We start from the raw sequence: 17211 nt of genomic DNA on the forward strand, positions 1-17211 counted from the left end.
ATGCGGCTGAGCGTAGACGGGGACGTGGCTGTGGATTTCGCCGTCTGCCAGACGTCCGTCGCTTAGAGCGTTTCAGCGTTTGAAGGAATCTTGAGGGATTCCCGTTCGGGGCAGTTTATGATTCAAGATGCAGGTCAGGCGGAGGCCAGCATCGCATGACCTGACCTTTTTCCAAGGATCTTAGTGAACGTGTCGTGGGCGCTGTTTTGGCTGGCCAGACGTGTCGCTCGGTTGCTGAGCGCTTTGGTGTCTCCGTCTCATGGTCGTGAAGTGGTCGCAGCGCTACCAAGCTACGGGCTCTCTGGAGCCCGACGAGCTTGGCGGGCATCGCAAACGTGTCTTGGAGCCGTATCGGAGCTTCATCGTGGAGCGGCTGGCGGAGAGCCCGCATCTGACGTTGCATGGCCTGAAGAACGAGCTGGCCGGTCGCGGCGTTCGTGTCTCGCACAATGCGGTGTGGCTGTTCCTGCGGCGCGAGGGGCTGCGCTTCAAAAAAACGCTGCTCGCCGTTGAGCAGGGCCGGGCCCACGTCGCCCGCCGATGGCGACGATGGCGGGCCGGGCAACATCGTCTCGATCCTGCGCGCCTGGTTTTCATCGACGGTGAGACGGAAAAGTGATCGATCCAGTGGATCGATCACCCGGCGAACGGGATCAAGACGAACATGGCACCCCTCTAAGGCTGGGGTCCGAGAGGCCAACGTGTGCGCGGCTTTGCTCCGCACGGGCACTGGCGCACGCTGACCTTCATCGGCGCCTTGCGCTGCGACGGGCTCACCGTACCATGCGTCTTCGCCGGGCCGATCAACGGCACCTCGTTCGGTGCCTATGTCGAGCAGGTGCTCCTTTCCACCCTCCGGCCTGGCGACATCGTCGTCATGGACAATCTGGGCAGCCACAAATCCGTTGCCGTGCGCCAGACGATCATCAAAGCCGCTGGCGCCAGTTTGCGCTTCCTGCCGCCCTACTCGCCAGACCTCAATTCGATCGAGCAGGCCTTCGCCAAAATCAAGCATTGGATGCGGGCAGCCCAGAAGCGTTCAATCGAAGACACATGGCGCCACATCGGTGCCCTCGTGCAATCCATCAAGCCAGAAGAGTGCACCAACTACCTCCAAAACGCCGGCTACGTTTCCGTCAAAACGTGAAACGCTCTAGGCGACCATCGGCGGCGCGGCTTGGTACGAACGGCGCAGTCTGACACACCTCCCCTTCACCGGCAGGGCCCGGCGCGTCGACGGTCTTCGTAAGTCTACCAGACATCCCTACTAAGTACTCATGGTTGACACGTACAGACATATCTCATATACAACCGGATACGAGAGACGCGTACAAATAAATACTTTGATTCAGCATTGCAAAGTATGTTGACAATACTGAACAAAGTCCCTCCTCCGCTACCAGCCTTTTTCAACGGAAAATCAAGCGGTTATGCGTCTCTCTTAACGTGGCGACTGGAAACCATCTCCCGGTCACGTCCGCAGAGATCGACCGACGGCGCACACCTCCCGCTTGCTACGCCAAGGCAGTCGGTCGCCGCATCCAGCGGCTGGATGATCGGATCCGCTTTGTCCCTCGAGTTCATTGTGAAATAGCCCGCGGACGGGCCGCAGCGATGCTTGTCGGGCCGGCGCATATCCACTACGTCTGAAGATGCTCACACGGGGTGCCCAAAAGGGCTGAGAGGCTTATCCGCCAACCCGCTGAACCTGATCCGGCTCGTACCGGCGGAGGGATGGAGAGCTTTCGTTGCCGCGAATGCGCCCCTTCCCGCTTTCAAACGACAAGGAGGCGCCCTTGGGCTCGCTGCAATCCCCTTCCATTTTCGTAGTCTCGGCCGTCGCCGCGATTGTCTTTGGCGCAGCCGCACCCGCCGCGGCTGAGGAGGATAAGCCCTCGCTGACGGTCTACACCTATGAGAGCTTCGTAGCCGATTATGGACCGGGGCCGCAGATCAAGGCAGGTTTTGAGAAGATTTGCGGCTGCACGGTGAAATGGGTCGGGTTGGAGGACGGCGTTGCGATCCTCAACCGTTTGAAGCTCGAAGGTGCTTCGACATCGGCGGATGTGGTGGTCGGGCTCGACACCAACCTGATCGCTGAGGCCAAGGCGACCGGGCTTTTCGCACCGCATGGCGCCGACACATCTGCGGTCGACGTCCCCGGCGGCTTTTCCGATCCGGTGTTCATACCCTACGATTATGGCTGGTTCGCCGTCGTCTACGACAGCCAGGCGATCGGTGCGCCTCCGCAAAGCCTGGAGGAGCTGGTCAGCGGCAATCCGGAAGAGAAGATCGCCATCGAAGATCCTCGCAGCTCGACACCGGGTCTCGGGCTGCTTCTGTGGATGAAGAAAGTCTATGGCGACAGCGCCGAGGCAAAATGGCGGGAGCTCTCCAAGCGTATCCTGACGGTGACGCCCGGCTGGAGCGAAGCCTATGGGCTCTTGACGAGCGGCGAGGTCCCAATGGTTCTGAGCTATACCACCTCGCCCGCCTATCATGTGATCGAGGAGGAGAGCGACCGCTACCGCGCGGCAGCCTTCGATGAGGGTCATTACATCCAGATCGAGGTCGCCGGCCGTATCGCAAGCTCCGATCACCCCGATCTCGCCCGCGACTTCCTCGCTTATCTGATTTCGCCCGCGGCGCAGGACGTGCTGCCGACCACCAATTGGATGCTGCCGGCCGCAGCGACCGCCTCGCCGCTGCCCGACGCCTTTAAGGAGCTGGTGACCCCGGACAAGACCCTTTCCTTCGATCCCCAAACCGTGGCCGACAGCCGACGCGCCTGGACGCAGGAATGGCTGCAGGCGCTCGGCCGCTGAGGCTCTCAGCGCGCCAAATGACAGGTTCGACCGATCGACGCTGGCGTGTCGCGGCGGGGTTGGCGGCCGTTGCCGCGCTCGCCGTGTTCTTGGGCGGCGCAGGTTTCGCCTTGCTCGCCCAGGCCGATCGGACGCCGAACCTTTTTGCCTTGGCATCGGACCGCTATTTGCGCGGCGTGGTGCTGTTCACGCTGGAACAGGCTGCACTTTCCACCCTACTTGCCGTGATCGGCGCCCTGCCGCTTGCAGTCGCCCTGCACAGGGCGCGGTTTCCTGGCCGCGGGCTCGTCTTGCGTCTGTTTCTGCTGCCGCAAGCCCTGCCGGTTCTGGTCGGCGCCTTGGCAATCATCGCGGTGTGGGGCCGCAACGGCGTCGTCTCGGATCTGGTCGCCACCCTCGGCTTTGGTCGCCTCAACGTCTATGGGCTGTCCGGAATCCTGATCGCCCACACCTTCTTCAACCTCCCGCTCGCCGCCCGACTGATGGTCGCCGCACTCGACGGCGTGCCGGCGGAAAGCTGGAAGCTCGCCGGGCAGCTTTCTCTCACGCCGCTGACCACCTTCCGCCTCCTCGAATGGCCGGCAATCCGCACCGCGCTGCCCGGCGCCACGAGCCTCATCTTCATGCTCTGCGTCACCAGCTTCACGCTGGTCCTCACGCTCGGCGGTGGACCGGGCGCCACCACCCTGGAAGTCGCGATCTATCAGGCGCTGCGCTACGATTTTGATCCGGGTCTCGCGGTTTTCCTGGCACTGATACAGATCGGGCTAACCGCCCTGGCGCTCGCCGTCACGCTGCGGCTTGGCGAGACAACGCCCGGCGGCTTCACACTCGGGCGGCGGGCGCGGCGCTACGATCCTGCCCAGGGGTTCGTTCGGGTGCTCGATCTTGCGGTTCTGGCCGTGGGGATCGCCTTCGTCCTCTCTCCGTTCATCGCCACGATCGTTGCCGGCCTGCGCTCCGATCTGGTCGCATTGCTGGCCGATCCAAACGTCCAGCGGGCCGCGATGACCAGCGGCGTCGTGGCGCTGGCGGCAGCGACACTCGCTCTCTTGCTCGCCACGCCTCTCCTCCTGGCACGACAGGCATTGGCGAGATCGGCTTCTTCGAGGCGGCACGCAGCCTGGCGCGGGCTCTTCGAGCTGTCGGGCAGCCTCGTGCTCGTGGTGCCGCCGATCGTCATCGGCGCCGGCTGGTTTCTTCTGCTGAGACGGGTGACCGACGTTTTCGCGGCGGCGCCCTTCGTCGTCATCGCCACCAATGCCGTGATGGCGATGCCGTTCATCGTGCGAATTCTCGCACCGGCGCTTGCCACCTCGGCCGAGCGACACGATCGCCTTGCCGAGAGCCTCGGCCTCTTCGGGCTGGCGCGGCTGCGCCATGTCGAATGGCCCGCGCTGAAAGCGCCCCTGGCTCTCTCCTTTGCCTTTGCGCTCGCCCTCTCCCTCGGCGATCTCGGCGCGATGGCGCTTTTTGGCAGTCAGGATTTCGTCACCCTGCCCTATCTGCTGCTGCAGCGCATGGGCAGCTATCGCACAGCCGACGCAGCCGGACTGGCGCTGCTGCTCGGGGCTTTGTGCCTCGCGCTGATGGCATTCGCCGAGCGGGGATTTCGCCCGGAGGAAGGCCGATGATCGCCAAGCCCGCTCTCGTCTTGGACGGCCTTGAATACACCTATGACAGCGCGCCGATGCGCTTCGACCTCACCGTGGCGCCTGGCGAATGGCTGGCGATCATCGGCCCGAGCGGTGCCGGCAAATCGACACTTCTCGACATCATCGCCGGTTTTCTGACACCCGAGCGCGGCCGGGTGACGATCTCCGGCGCCGACATGAGGGGCGTGCCACCCTCGCAACGCCCGCTCAGTTTCGTGTTTCAGGAGAACAATCTCTTTGCCCACTTGAGCGCCGTGCAGAATGTGGGGCTCGGGATATCCCCGAGATTGCGGCTGAGCCCGGCCGAGCGGCAGCGCGCGGCAGAGGCGCTGCAGGCTGTCGGCCTCGTGGGCTTCGAAGACCGAAAGCCGGGGGAGATGTCCGGCGGCGAACGCCAGCGGGTCGCGCTGGCGCGCGCCTTTGTGCGCCAGCGTCCTCTGCTGCTGCTGGACGAGCCGTTTGCCGCGCTCGGTCCCGCGCTGCGTCGCGACATGCTGGCCTTGTTGCGCGATCTGCGGCGTCAGGCGGGGACGATGACGGTGCTGATGGTGACACATCATCCGGAGGATGCCCTGGGCTTCGCCGACAAGGTCGCCTTCCTCGACAAGGGGCGTTTCGTCACCGTTGGGCCGACCGAGGAAACCCTCTCAGCCTCGGGCATCGCCGCCGTGGAGCGCTATCTTGGAACACGCGCCCTCGCGTAAACGCGGCATGCTGCTATGCGGCGTCAGGCTAGGCAGAAGCGTGCCGGGGCCGCAGACGAGACGGGGCAGATCGAAGCGACAAGTCGGCACGTCGTTCTTGGATGGCAGCGAACGCTCCCCATACGCATTTTGCCCTCTCTTGCGTTTGCGGCCACATTCATCGAATACTCTCGTCTTACAAAATACGATACGCCACAACAATCATAACAGGCGCAGTCAGGCGATTGCCCTAGTCGTATCTCTAAATACACAAGGAGAACGCAAGAACCTAGAATCGGACGATGTGCCTAAACAAGCCGAATACAAAAACTGGCCCAGGCGCATCGAAACCCCATGGGAGGAAACTTGGGATGTCCGAGACTTGTGCCCACGTCGATGTGGTTCACTCTGCGATCGCGGCCGGGGCTGCCGCGCAATCGCCGATGGTCGCGTCCTGGAGCCGCTCGGCGCGTCTCTATGGGCTCGACCCGGCCAACAGGCATCCGCCTCATCGGCTGACACCGAGCGAATTCGCCCTGGTGCGCGAGAGGATGGAGCCATGGATTCGTGCTGCCGAAGCCAGTCTTGATCAGCTCTTCAGCGCCGTCGGCGCGGCAGGGTGTTGCGTGCTCCTTGCCGACAGCGACGGCGTGCCGGTTGAGCGTCGTGGCGAGGCCGGCGACGATGCGACCTTCGAGGATTGGGGATTATGGCCGGGTGCGCTGTGGAGCGAGGCAACGGAAGGCACTAACGGCATCGGCACCTGCGTCATCGAGCGCCGCCCAGTCACCGTGCACCGCGACCAGCACTTCTTTGCCCGCAACGGAGCGCTCGGCTGCATGGCGGCACCGATCCATGACCATAACGGCGAACTCGCCGGTGTTCTCGACGTCTCCTCCTGCCGCACAGATCTCACCGAGACCTTCGCCGGGCTGATTGCGCTCAGCGTGCGCGAAGCGGCACGGCGGATCGAAGCGGAAGCCTTCCGCCGCACCTTTGCGCATACGCGGATCCTTGCCGTCTCGGGACTGGAGCACAATCCGGCGGCGCTCGTCGCCGTGAATGCCGACGACCTCGCCGTTGGTGCATCCTACAGCGCGCGCATGGCATTGGGGATCAAAGGCAATCTCGCCAAGGCGCCGGTGCCGGCTTCCGATCTCCTGAGCATCCCCGGCTTGGAGAGCTTGGAGGATGCGGAACGTGCTGTTCTTGCCCGCGCTCTTGCCCGCACCGGCGGCAATGTCTCCGCGGCGGCGCGCATCCTCGGCATTTCGCGCGCGACCTTCCATCGCAAACTCGGCGCAAAACGGCTGGAGGCGGCGACACAAGATCCCGCGGCTCCCTGTCGCATTCCTGCGACAGATACAGCCTCTCTCCCGCATGACGGGGGCTGACAAGCCTCCAGGCGCCATCGATCCTGCTGTCCAGGGCGCCCGAGAGGAAACGCTTTTCTCTCGCCAAGAGCGCCCGCTTAGGGAGAACAGCAATGGATCAACTGGAACGGCCGTTCGGCGAAACGCGGCTGCCTTTCGCCACGCGTTACGACAATTACATCGGCGGCAAATGGGTAGCGCCGAAGTCGGGACGGTATTTCGACAACGTCACGCCGATCACCGGCAAATCGCTATGCGAGGTCGCGCGCTCGGATGCGGCCGATATCGAGGCGGCGCTGGATGCCGCCCATGCGGCGAAAGACGCCTGGGGCAAGACCAACGTCGCTCAGCGCGCCTTCATCCTCAATCGCATCGCCGATCGGATGGAGGAGAATCTCGATCTCCTCGCCACCGCCGAGACCTGGGACAATGGCAAACCGATCCGGGAAACGAAAGCCGCGGATCTGCCGCTTGCGATCGATCACTTTCGCTATTTCGCCGGCTGTGTGCGGGCGCAGGAAGGCACGCTCTCCGAAATCGATCACGAAACGATCGCCTACCATTTCCACGAGCCCTTGGGTGTCGTCGGCCAGATCATCCCGTGGAATTTCCCGATTCTCATGGCGGTCTGGAAGCTCGCTCCGGCGCTCGCCGCGGGCAATTGCGTGGTGTTGAAGCCGGCCGAGCAGACGCCCGCCTCGATCATGGTGTTGATGGACGTCATCGGCGACCTTCTGCCTGAAGGCGTGCTGAACGTGGTCAACGGCTTCGGGCTCGAAGCCGGCAAGCCCCTCGCCTCCTCCAACCGCATTGCAAAGATCGCCTTCACCGGCGAAACGACGACCGGCCGGCTGATCATGCAATATGCCAGCCAGAACCTCATTCCGGTGACGCTGGAGCTTGGCGGAAAATCGCCGAACATCTTCTTCGACGACGTGTGCGCGGAAGACGACGATTTCTTCGACAAGGCCATCGAAGGGTTTGTGATGTTCGCCCTCAACCAGGGCGAAGTCTGCACCTGTCCGTCGCGGGCGCTGATCCAGCACTCCATCTACGACCGCTTCATGGAGCGGGCACTGGAGCGCGTGAAGGCCATCAAGCAGGGCAATCCGCTCGCCCCGGAGACGATGATCGGAGCGCAGGCATCGAGCGAACAGCTCGAAAAGATCCTCTCCTATATCGACATCGGCAAACAGGAAGGCGCCGAAATTCTGGTTGGCGGCGAGCGCAACCATCTCGGCGGCGAGCTTGAAGGCGGCTACTTCGTCCAGCCGACCGTGTTTCACGGCAACAACAAGATGCGCATCTTCCAGGAGGAGATCTTCGGCCCCGTCGTGTCGGTGACGACCTTCAAGGACGAGGAAGAAGCGCTGCATATCGCCAACGACACGCTCTATGGCCTCGGCTCTGGCGTGTGGAGCCGCGACATGAACCGCTGCTACCATTTCGGCCGCAACATCCAGGCCGGACGCGTCTGGACCAATTGCTACCACGCCTATCCGGCCCATGCGGCTTTCGGCGGCTACAAGCAATCGGGGATCGGCCGCGAGACCCATTCGATGATGCTCGACCACTACCAGCAGACGAAGAATCTGCTCGTCAGCTACAACCCCAAGAAGCTCGGCTTTTTCTGAACGAGCCACCGACGAGCGCCCGGCGACTTGGGGGCCGCCGGGCTTCTTTTCCAAGACAAATTCCAAGGGAGGAAGACAATGGCGAAGACCATGAAGGCCGCAGTCGTGCGCGAATTCGGCAAACCGCTGAGTGTGGATGAGGTGCCGGTTCCCGAACCGGGGCCAGGACAGATCCAGGTGGCGATCCAGGCATCGGGCATCTGCCACACCGACCTTCATGCCGCGGAAGGAGACTGGCCGGTCAAACCGAACCCGCCTTTCATTCCGGGCCATGAAGGCGTCGGTTATGTCTCGGGTGTCGGGGCGGGCGTCACACGCGTCAAGGAAGGCGACCGCGTCGGCATCCCGTGGCTCTACACGGCCTGCGGGCATTGCGAGCATTGCGTGGGCGGCTGGGAGACCTTGTGTGAATCGCAGCAGAACACCGGATATTCGGTGAATGGCGGTTTTGCCGAATACGTGGTGGCCGACCCCAATTATGTCGGGCACCTTCCGGACGATATCGGGTTCACCGAAATCGCTCCGATCCTGTGCGCCGGCGTGACCGTCTACAAAGGGCTGAAGATGACCGATGCCCGGCCGGGCAATTGGGTCGTCATTTCCGGTATCGGAGGCCTCGGCCACCTTGCCGTCCAATACGCCAAGGCGATGGGCTTCAACGTCGCCGCCGTCGATATCGACGATCACAAGCTCGATCTCGCACGAAATCTCGGCGCCACGCTGACAACCAATGCGGCCAAGGAGGACGCCGCAGCAAAGATCAAGAAAGAGACGGACGGGGGCGCGCACGGCGTTCTCGTCACGGCCGTCAATTTGAAAGCTTTCGAGCAGGCTGAGAACATGGTCCGCCGCGGTGGCACGATCGCGATGAACGGTCTGCCTCCGGGCTCTTTCCCGATCTCCGTCTTCGACATGGTCCTGGCAGGAATCACGGTTCGCGGCTCGATTGTCGGAACCCGTCTCGACCTTCAAGAAGCGCTCGATTTTGCCGGCCACGGCAAGGTCAAGTCGATCGTCAATCCGGTGAAGCTGGAAGACGTCAACAGCGTCTTCGAGAAGATGCACAAGGGTCAGATCGACGGCCGCGCGGTCATCGAGATCGCCGCCTGACATATTAGCTCGGTGGGGCGGCAATGCTGCCCCACCTTCCCGCCCTGCCCTTTGAAATCCGCAAGGTGAAAGCGATGGGCTCAGTCTCGGCAACGCCAGCCGCACGCAAGCTCCTGCGGGAGATCATTGCCGATCACGGGCCGGTCCTGTTTCATCAATCGGGCGGCTGTTGCGATGGCTCCTCGCCGATGTGCTACCCGACGAACGGGTTTCTGATCGGCGACAACGACGTGAAACTCGGCGAGATCGACGGCATGCCCTTCTATATCAGCGGTCCGCAATACGAGCGCTGGCAGCATACCGATCTCATCCTTGATGTGGTCGCGGGACGGGGCGGCATGTTCTCTTTGGACAATGGTCGCGAACGCCGCTTTTTGATCCGCTCGACGATCTGCAAGACGTCGGAAGACGCCGAACATTAGGCTTTCCAAGGCCGCATTTCCGAGGCCTATCCAAAAAACGTCTCCGCCTCCCCGCCGGGCTCAGAACCGTTCGAAGCGATAGGGAGCCGGATCAACGATCGGCGTCTCTCCGGTCACCAGCTCGGCCGCGAGCTGACCTGCAGCGGGCGATGTACCGAAGCCGTGGCCTGAGAACCCGGTCGCCAAAGTCAACCCCGGAATGCTGGCGACAGGCCCGATCACCGGATGGGTGTCCGGGGTGATGTCCATCGTGCCGGCCCAGGCAGATTTTATCTCGACACCTTTAAAAAGCGGCCAGGCCGCACCGAGATTGGCAACCGCCTCTCGATTAAAAGTGGAGATCGTCGGCGGGTCCATCACGCGACGTTTTTCGAAGGGGCTTTCGTCTGCAGGCCCCCAACGGCGCGGAAGTTTCAGATCGTCGATCGTTTCGCGCTCGACCTTCATCCGCACGATGCCGCGGTTCCCACGCAGCTGCGACAGATACCGCATGCCGATCAGCACATGATCGAGCGTCAAAGGCGCCATCAGCGCGGCGCGCTGGGTCATGATGAAGCTTCCGTCTTGATGCTGACAGAAGGAGAAGTCCGGTCCGGCAACGCCGATCTTGCACGGCCCCTGCATCGGCGGAGAACGGAACGCCGAACAGACGAGCGGCAAGGTGGGCAAGCTGATACCGAGATTGCCGAGGAAGCGGCGCGACCACAGCCCCCCGGCGAGAAGGACGTGGTCGCAGCGGATCTCTCCGCGCTCGGTCACGACACCGGCGACCCTGCCCGCTTCCAAAGACAAGGTGCGCACGGCGCAGTTTTCCACGACGACGGCGCCTTTTGAAATCGCGGCTTTCGCGATCGCGCTCGCAGCCAGAGTCGGATCGGCATGGCCGTCGGACGGCGTATAAAGGCCGCCCGCCCATTTGCCCTCACCGCCCGGCACCAATTCATCGATCTCTGAAGGTGTGACGAGACGCGAATCGAGAGACAGATGGCTCACCGATTTCAGCCAGTCCTCATGCCCGGCCACATCCGCTTCGGTGCGGTCGAGATACATGATGCCGGTGCGCCCATAGCCCACATTGGCCCCGACCCGGGTTGCCATCTCTGCCCACAAACGATCCGCGGCGATCGCTAGCGGCACGTCCGGCGCAGCTCGGATCGTCTTGCGGACCCAACCGAGGTTTCGCGACGATTGCTCGCCCGCGAGCCGTCCCTTCTCCAAAACGACGACGGGGATGTTCTTTTCGGCGAGCGTCAGGGCGGCCGTCAGGCCGACGATGCCGCCGCCGATAATGACGACGCTGGTGCGAGGCGGGAAACCCGGCGCCGTTTCAACCGGCGTGATCGTGGGGGCCATGGGGGATATCCTTCTGAGGGACCATTGCCGGGGCTCATCCCCGTGCAGCGGCCGAACGCAATGAGCCCGCTCTCGCTCGCGCACGGAGGGACGCCGCAAGCCGACGTCCCTCGATTTCGTGCAGAGCTTTATTCGATGGCGGGCGGATATGTTGGAGGCGCTTCAGCGCAGCGCCGGCTCGTCCCATAGGTTGAGCTTTTGGCCGATGCCCTTTTCCACCGCGTTGCGGTAAATCACGGTGCCCCACGCCACGTCCTCGACCGGCATGCCTCCGACCGACATCAGGATGACCTCCTCATCGTTGGTCCGCCCTGGCGCATCGCCCGCGACGATCGCGCCGAGATCCTCCAGTTCCTCGCGCTTCATGCTGCCCTCGGCGAGCATATCCATGAACTTCACGCCGATCACCGGGATGGTGCGATGCGCGGGCTTCGGGACCTCCTCGTACCAGGCCTCGTAAAGACCGGTGTTGTCGAGGACCTTGCGGACGTCGGGAGCTTTCATCGCTTCGTCGATTTCGCAAAGGGCCGGCATCGCCAGGAACGCGCCCGGCTTCACCCATTCGCGCTTGACGATCGGATAAGTCTCCGGATCGCCGACCTCACCGGAGGCGCAATAGGTGACAATATCGCAATCGCGGACGACCGCCTCGAGATCGTCCACGATCTCGATCTTGGTGATCTGCGGATAATGCTCTTTTACCCAAGCGATGAAGACATCGAGGCTCTTCTGCCCGCGCGCCTTGACCCGAACGGTGTCGATATTCGGACAGGCGGCGATGAAGGCCGCAAGCGCGGTGCGCGCCATCACCCCAGGCCCGAGGATCCCAACGACTTTTGAATCCTTGCGCGCAAGGTGACGCGCCCCGACGCCCGGCACCGCTCCGGTGCGGTAAGCGGAAAGCAGATTGGCCGACATATAGGCGAGCGGAGCTCCCGTATCGGCATCGTTGAGCGTGAACATGAGGATCGAACGGGGCAGATCCTTGTCGCGGTTTGCGATGTTCGAACCATACCATTTGACGCCCGCGGTGCAGAAATTGCCACCAAGATAGGCCGGCATCGCCATAAAACGGCGGTCGGCCGTGGGCTTCGGCATGTTCGGAAAGGGCGAATTTTCCGGGAAGACGACCATGGCCCCGTGGCTGTCGCTGTTGGGACCGGCCATCCGGTAATCTCCCTGATGAAGCAGGGCGAACATCTCTTCCATGCAGTCGACGCAGGCGGGCATGTCGGTCACGCCGGCCCGGATCATGTCTTGTTCGGAGAGGTAGAGGAAATCGATTTTCGGCAGACCGGTCATCGGTTTGGTCCTTGCGTTCGAGCTCGCGTCGCGCAGGCGCCTCAGCACCGTGCGACGAGAAACGGTGGATTGAAGGGAGAGAGGAAGAGGCGAAAGCCGGCAGACGCAGCGCTCCAACCGCGGAACGCCTGCCGGTTTTCCGGGCGGCCTAGTCGAGCATGCGCCCGAGGCCGGCATAGAGGTCGGGTCGCTTCGCCTTGATGCGATAGCCGAAGAGGATGCCGGCCAGGCAAACGAGGACGATCGCATAGGGGAACGAGGCGACCACGGGACTGTCGCTTCCCGAAAGCAGCGAGAGATTGTTGATCACCAGAGCAAGGGCTCCGAGCAGACCCACGAAGGCGACGCTCGGCGCCACCAGCGTGGTCCAGCGGCCATGCTGGTCAGGATGGCGATGGAAATACAGGACGATCGCCACCGAAACCAAAGCCTGCACCGACAAGATGCCGATTACCGCGAGAGCCGACATCCAGGAGAAGACCACGGCATAGGGGTCGGCTCCCGAGACGACGAAGACGAGAAGGATGGCGGCCGCGCTCACGCTTTGGACGACGCCGGCGATGTGCGGCGACAGATGCTTTTCATGCACCCGACCGAGGGCCCGCATCGCAAGCCCTTCCCGACCGAGAGCAAAGAAATAGCGGTTGAGCGTGTTGTGAAACGAGAGCACGCAGGCAAACAAACTCGTAATCAGGAGGATGTTCATGGTCTCGCTGGCCCAGCGCCCGAGCACCGCATCCATGGCGGCAAAGAAGAAATTGTCGAGCCCGGCTTCGGCGACCGCCTGCACCTGCGAAGCGCCGTAATGCTGCACGATCGCCCAGGTCGAAAACGCGTAAAACAAGGTGATGAGAAGGACGGCGACATAGGTCGCCTTCGGGATCGTCGTCTCAGGGTTTTCAGCCTCTTCGCCGAAAATGGCGGTCGCCTCAAAGCCGATGAATGAGCCGATGACGAAGACGAGGGCCGCGCCCAATCCTGGCGACAGGACGGTGGCCGGCGCGAAAGAGGTCAGTCCAATGCCTTCCGGGCCGCCGCCTTGGATGAGGATCCCGACATCGAGCAGCAAGAGGATGACGATCTCGGCGACCATACAGACGCCGAGGATCTTGCCCGAGAACGCGATGTTGCGCTGCCCGCAGAGATGGACCACGGCCAGGGCAGCGAACGACCAGACCCACCAGGGCATCTCGATGCCGTAGGGCGCGAGCCCCGCCGCAACGAAGACGCCGAAGAGCGCGTAGATGGCGATCTGCACGGCGCTGTAGGTGATCAACGCCATCAGGGCCGCGCCGACGCCTGTCGGTCGGCCGATGCCCTGGGAGATATAGGCATAAAATGCACCCGCCCCCTCGACGTGGCGGCTCATCGCCGTGAATCCCACCGAGAAGACCAGGTACAAAAGCCCCGCCAGAAGGTAGGCGCCGGGAACGCCGGCGCCGTTGCCGAAGGCGAAAGCAACTGGTGAAGCTCCGACGACGGCGGTCAAAGGAGCGGCGGCTGCGACGACGAAGAATACGATATGGGCAAGCCCCACCGAATTCCTTGCCAGTCTCGGACTGGCGACAGGATTGGCGATTTCCAACGTCATATCACCCCTCATTGGAACTGCTATTCGCCAAAGCTACGAGGGAGAAATTGGTACCGATATTGCATGTTACGCCAATGAATCGATAATTCGCGCCGAGAGGGGGTTTGACGATTATGTCGACGGCAAATGCCCTACACTTAGACAGTCGCATGCCAGTGATTGCATCAATTCGTGCCTCCGCACTGGCGCCGATCATTCAAGAACTCGACAAGCGCACGGCCAAGACCGACGTTTTACTGGCAGGCCACGGTATATTGCGCGCCCAGCTCAACGATCCCTATGCTGTCGTCCCGATCGCGCGCTATCTCGCCGCTTTCGAAGAGGCCGCGGTCGTGGTTCGCGATCCTTTTCTCGGCGCTGAGCTCGGGGTGTCGATCAAGCCCGCGGATCTCGGACCGATGGGCATGCTCTTCTCGATGACCTCGACCATCGAAGGCGCCTTCAAGCGCCTGTGCCGTTCGATGGCCGCCCTGCAGGGCGCCAGCCATTCGTCCGTCTCCTGCGAAGACGAGACGCTGATATGGTCCTACGGAATCACCGACACGTCGCTCTCCCCGCGCCGGCAGGACAGCGAGTTCACCCTGGCGACGACCTGCCATCTCGTCAGGCAGTGCTTTTCAAGCAGCTGGCGGCCCCTCGAGGTGCACTTCGAACACGGCGCCCCGCGCGATCAGAAACCTCTGGAGCGCATCTTTCAGGGACCTGTCGTGTTTGGGCAGTCGACCAACAGGTTGGTGATGGACCTTGCCGGCGCCCGCCGCGTCTATCGCAAGGAGGATCCTGCTCTCGCCAGCGTCCTGGAGCGGCATATCAACGACCTCTTCGTCGAAACCGTGGCTCCCACCACCTATTCCGAACGTGTCCTGGCGCTGATCGCCATCCATCTCGGCTTCACGAATATCACGCTCACCACCGTCTCCCGAGAGCTCGGCATCCCGCCGAGGACGCTTCAGCGCCGCCTCGCCGACGAAGGCACATCCATCCGCAAATTGGTGCAGGACTACAGGAAGTCCCTTCTGCGCCGGCACAACGCAGCCGAGGGCGTAAACCGGTCACGCCTCGCTCAGGCGCTCGGCTATGCTGACAGCACGGCTCTGTGGCGCGCCGAAAAGCGCTGGGAGGACGGCGACTAGGCGCAGCCTCGGGCGTCCGCATACTCGCCTCCGGACCGGGGGACGGCCCCCAACCCGCCAAGCGACGAACGCCAGCCTTTGTCAGAATTCGGCGACCTTCCCGCCGGACCCGCGCGCGAACCGCGACAGCGCATATTGCTTGTACTCGACAATCGGTTCCTCTCCGGTGACGAGGTCGGCGATGAGATGCCCGGCCCCCGGACCGATCCCGAAACCATGGCCTGAAAAACCGGCGGCCAGCAGAAACCCCTCCGGTCCCACATTCGGGTCGATGACCGGCACACCGTCGGGCGTGCTGTCAATATAGCCGCCCCAGCGGGCCTGCACCGACACCGCCTTTAGAGGCGGCAGCAACTTTCGCGCCCGCGACAAGGTTTGCTCTGTCGCGCGCATGGACGGTGCGGGATCGAGAATACGCATCCTCTCCATGGGCGTTGGCCGGTCGAGGGACCAGCGCCTGAGCGTTTCATGCCCGGCCCGCAATGCCGTGAGATCACCCGGCGACAGACTGCGCCAACGTTTGGCGAACATCGGCAGAAAGTGCCGGGCGAAGCGCAGCTGCTGCAGCGTCGGATCCGTCTTCGCCATGCCCGAGACGGCAAGCGTGTAGCCGCCATCTCCGCGTCGCGTCACGGTCACCTCCGCCGTATGCAGTGCGTCGAGAAGCCCTTCAGCTCCCGGCTCCACGGAAAGAACGGAGGAGCGGATCGACGCCTGCGGAAAAACCACGCCGAGCTGCCGGCAAAACGAGGAGGCCCAGGCCCCACCCGACATCACCACCTGCCGCGTCCGGATAACGCCTTTTTCTGTCACAACCGCAGAGACGCGCCCGCCTTCCGTTTCGATGCCTCGGGCGGCACAGGATTGATGAACCGTGCCCCCGAACCGGATGATGCCTTCGGCGATCATCGGTGCCGCGCGGGCGGGGTCAGCAATCCCATCCGAGGGAGAAAAGACGCCGCCCTTCCAGGATTTTCCAGTGATGGCGCCCCGCGATGTGGCCTCCTCTCGGCTGAGAGGATGGCTCGTTACGCCCATCGTCGCGGCAAAGCGGCACCATTCCGCCCAGCCTTCGATCTCCTTCTCGTCGTTTGAGAGATATAGGAGGCCGGAGCGCCTGAACCCGAGACCCGGTCCGAGCTCCGCAGCGAGCTCGTCCCACAGTGCCAGGCTCTTGGTCGCCATCGGCAGTTCGCGTGCGTCACGGTTTTGCTGCCGGCACCAGCCCCAATTCCGGCTCGACTGCTCGGCGCCGATCATCCCCTTCTCCAGGAGGGCGACCGCGACGCCCCGCTTGGCCAGAAAATATGCCGCCGTCGCCCCGATGATCCCGCCTCCGATCACGACGACATCGGCGGCCGCCGGCAGTTTCGGGGATGAGGGAACGCTCAGCAATGGAACAGGCATGAATCTCTCCAATCGCTCCGAATCTAGCATCGCGATCGGTTCGGATAGGCGACAATCTCCCGCTTCAGCAGCAGAACATGCTGCGAAATATGCAAACGGCGGCAGCTTGTATTTCCGCCATGCACGCGCAGGCTGGTTGTCAGGAGGCTCAACTCGGCGCAATCTGCCGGCATCTTATGCCGTGCACGCCGGAGGAGGCCCCCCTGCCCACCAATTCGCGCATGAAACTCGATATGATCGATGTGAAAATCCTCTGCGAGCTGCAGAAGAACGGACGTATCACCAATGTCGAGCTGGCCGAGCTCGTCAATCTATCGCCAAGCCCCTGCCTGACCCGGATGAAGAAGCTGCAGGCTGCCGGCTATATCACCGGCTATTCGGCCCAGATCGATGTGAGCAAGATCGGGGAGACGCTGACCGTCTTCACCGAATTCACCCTGAAAAATCACCGACATACCGACTTTTCGCGCTTTCAGGCGACGGTGGAGAAGATCGATTCCTGCGTGGAATGCCACCTCGTCTCGGGCGGTTACGATTATCTCGTCAAATTCGTGACGGCCGGCATCGTGCATTACCAGACGATCATGGAAAAGCTCATCGACGACGACATCGGGATCGACAAGTATTTCAGCTTCGTGGTGATCAAATCGCCCTTCATCAAGGCGCATCTGCCGCTGACATCGCTGTTCCGCGACAAGCTTCACGCCTGAGGAAAGCAGCGTC

The 17211-nt window shown here is 62.7% G+C and carries 13 protein-coding genes, 1 pseudogene and 1 riboswitch; of the genes and pseudogenes, 10 read left to right on the top strand and 4 right to left on the bottom strand.

What is annotated here, in order from left to right:
• The first annotated feature begins 194 nt into the window (after positions 1-194).
• From BLP76_RS13045 to BLP76_RS13080, 8 genes and pseudogenes are all read left to right on the top strand, one after another.
• A pseudogene (locus BLP76_RS13045) lies at positions 195-1147 on the top strand (IS630 family transposase).
• A gap of 504 nt (positions 1148-1651) precedes the next feature.
• Positions 1652-1752, top strand: a riboswitch (TPP riboswitch).
• Between the two features lie 5 nt (positions 1753-1757).
• Positions 1758-2825, top strand: coding sequence for a thiamine ABC transporter substrate binding subunit (gene thiB, locus BLP76_RS13050; RefSeq protein WP_092813906.1), 1068 nt, complete (start codon positions 1758-1760; stop codon positions 2823-2825).
• A gap of 17 nt (positions 2826-2842) precedes the next feature.
• The gene (gene thiP, locus BLP76_RS13055) at positions 2843-4459 is read left to right on the top strand and encodes a thiamine/thiamine pyrophosphate ABC transporter permease (RefSeq protein WP_092813909.1); all 1617 of its coding nucleotides are present in this window, start codon (positions 2843-2845) and stop codon (positions 4457-4459) included.
• Positions 4456-5184 (top strand): thiamine ABC transporter ATP-binding protein, encoded by a 729-nt coding sequence (gene thiQ / locus BLP76_RS13060; protein ID WP_092813911.1) that lies wholly within the window; start codon positions 4456-4458, stop codon positions 5182-5184. The genes thiP and thiQ overlap by 4 nt, the downstream gene beginning before the upstream one ends.
• Before the next feature lie 350 nt (positions 5185-5534).
• Positions 5535-6557, top strand: coding sequence for a GAF domain-containing protein (locus tag BLP76_RS13065; RefSeq protein WP_092813914.1), 1023 nt, complete (start codon positions 5535-5537; stop codon positions 6555-6557).
• Positions 6558-6649: 92 nt separating this feature from the next.
• Positions 6650-8170 carry an aldehyde dehydrogenase gene (gene adh / locus BLP76_RS13070; protein ID WP_092813917.1) on the top strand — a complete coding sequence of 507 codons (1521 nt, stop codon included), beginning with the start codon at positions 6650-6652 and terminating at the stop codon, positions 8168-8170.
• 78 nt (positions 8171-8248) lie between these two features.
• A complete protein-coding gene (gene adhP / locus BLP76_RS13075) occupies positions 8249-9280 on the top strand; it encodes an alcohol dehydrogenase AdhP (protein WP_092813920.1) in 1032 nt (343 codons plus the stop codon).
• Positions 9281-9303: 23 nt separating this feature from the next.
• Entirely contained in the window at positions 9304-9702 is a 399-nt protein-coding gene (locus BLP76_RS13080; protein WP_244514576.1) for a DUF779 domain-containing protein, read from the top strand.
• Between the two features lie 60 nt (positions 9703-9762).
• On the opposite strand, the gene BLP76_RS13085 is transcribed toward BLP76_RS13080, so the two are convergent.
• The 3 genes from BLP76_RS13085 to BLP76_RS13095 form a co-directional block, all read right to left on the bottom strand.
• Positions 9763-11055: an NAD(P)/FAD-dependent oxidoreductase gene (locus BLP76_RS13085; RefSeq protein ID WP_092813923.1), complete on the bottom strand. Its 1293-nt coding sequence runs from the start codon at positions 11053-11055 to the stop codon at positions 9763-9765.
• A 162-nt stretch (positions 11056-11217) separates the two neighbouring features.
• On the bottom strand, positions 11218-12357 hold the full coding sequence (locus tag BLP76_RS13090; protein ID WP_092814349.1) for an ornithine cyclodeaminase family protein: 1140 nt from the start codon (positions 12355-12357) through the stop codon (positions 11218-11220).
• Between the two features lie 148 nt (positions 12358-12505).
• On the bottom strand, positions 12506-13948 hold the full coding sequence (locus BLP76_RS13095; RefSeq protein ID WP_092813926.1) for an APC family permease: 1443 nt from the start codon (positions 13946-13948) through the stop codon (positions 12506-12508).
• A 149-nt stretch (positions 13949-14097) separates the two neighbouring features.
• Here BLP76_RS13095 and BLP76_RS13100 point away from each other — a divergent pair, with 149 nt between their 5' ends.
• Complete coding sequence (locus tag BLP76_RS13100; protein WP_244514577.1) at positions 14098-15081, top strand: AraC family transcriptional regulator; 984 nt, start codon at positions 14098-14100, stop codon at positions 15079-15081.
• Positions 15082-15162: 81 nt separating this feature from the next.
• Here the strand turns inward: BLP76_RS13100 and BLP76_RS13105 are convergent, their stop codons facing one another.
• Complete coding sequence (locus BLP76_RS13105) at positions 15163-16488, bottom strand: NAD(P)/FAD-dependent oxidoreductase (protein ID WP_092813932.1); 1326 nt, start codon at positions 16486-16488, stop codon at positions 15163-15165.
• Between the two features lie 221 nt (positions 16489-16709).
• Between BLP76_RS13105 and BLP76_RS13110 the strand changes: the two genes are divergently transcribed.
• Positions 16710-17198: an Lrp/AsnC family transcriptional regulator gene (locus tag BLP76_RS13110; protein ID WP_092813935.1), complete on the top strand. Its 489-nt coding sequence runs from the start codon at positions 16710-16712 to the stop codon at positions 17196-17198.
• Positions 17199-17211 lie beyond the last annotated feature (13 nt).

Source organism: Afifella marina DSM 2698, from assembly GCF_900102695.1.
Classification (GTDB): domain Bacteria; phylum Pseudomonadota; class Alphaproteobacteria; order Rhizobiales; family Afifellaceae; genus Afifella; species Afifella marina.